General features: G+C 42.6%; 1 protein-coding gene and 1 pseudogene. Both read right to left on the bottom strand.

Features of this window, described 5'->3' with window-relative positions; all coding sequences use genetic code 11:
• Nucleotides 1-212 (bottom strand): annotated as a pseudogene (locus A3729_RS21570) (asparagine synthetase B); the annotation flags it as partial.
• A gap of 3 nt (nt 213-215) precedes the next feature.
• Nucleotides 216-1,309 (bottom strand): exosortase/archaeosortase family protein (locus tag A3729_RS21575; RefSeq protein ID WP_156498065.1); only part of this gene is annotated, 1,094 nt, incomplete at its 5' end.

Below are 1,309 nucleotides of genomic sequence, written 5' to 3' on the forward strand. Positions count from 1 at the left end.
CATACTGATTTATCTTCATTATGAATAGGCTGCTCACCACCCTGAATATCGATGATGCTCAAACGCGTATGAACCAATAAGGCTTGGCTATCTAGATAGTAAGCTTGTCCGTCAGGGCCTCGATGGCGTAATTGTCCTGCCATTTGCTTGGCAAGTGCATAGCGATCTTTTTCAAACGGGGGGAGGCCAAACAAACCTGCTATTCCACACATAGGTTAACTCTCGATGTCGCTGCTTGAACTTATATCAGAATTTGATTGTATGTGTAACTGGATTATTGTATCCAGCATACCTTGAGTTGGCGTTAAGTTACTTTGACACTTCAGGTTGCATTCTTTCGAGAGAGCAACAAGTTGTGATTCATGGATATCAAGATAGGATTTTTTTAATTGTGCTATCTTGCTTGATCCTATTGAATTTGCAAATTGCGCTCCATGTTTATACCAGTAATATACTACTCGGTGCGTTCTTCCTGCTTTAGCAAGCGCGATACGAATTCTTACGTTTGGGTGTAGATCACTTGTCCATGCATAATCATTGATTAGCTGCCATCTGTTCTTATCAAATATTGTGTTCTGGCTATTGGCCATTTCTACATTACTATTGTTTAGGTAGGTGAGGATGTATAGGTCGAGCTGGTCTCCGAAGGCTCCGTATAAGCCTCGCGTTAAATTGGTTGGTTGTGGAAAGTGAGGTTTCCAGTTGGTCGCTCGAGTTGTATCGAGTGTTAGGCCATTTAGTGTTTTTGGTAGCTTAGGTTGGCTTACCTGGTATTCTCTATTTTCTGGTGGGCTAAGTGCTAGTTGGGAAATGATTAGTAAAACTGTGCAAGCTGTTAACGAGAGAATTTGTTGTTTCAATGGCTGCGATGTATCTTGTTTTACAGGTGACTCTTGTTCGCCTTCTGCATCGAAGTGGCGGTCGATGAAAAACCATGGAAGCATCACGGCACCGAACACAATCCACCCTAAAGTATCATGGTCTTCCATTAAAGGGTGGCTAACGCCCTCATAATAGGCGATGAGTAATAGAATGAAGACCCGAATCCAGTTTCCGATCATTGCAAGTGTTGCGGCAATCGCAAGGCTTATCAATGCATGACGAAAACGTCTTCTATTAAACGCTGAGGAAATCAATGCTAGTGACAAAGCCGTCATAAAATACTTTAACCCTGAACAGCCCCCAGCAACATGAACTACGCCGGTGGTGACGGTAAAGTAGTTTCCTTCAACAAGTACCGTTAGTGATAGTAGGGAGGCAAGGTAAGAAACAACTTTAACAGTCAGTGTTTGTAAGAAAGGGATTGCCA

The organism is Oleiphilus sp. HI0043, assembly GCF_001634935.1.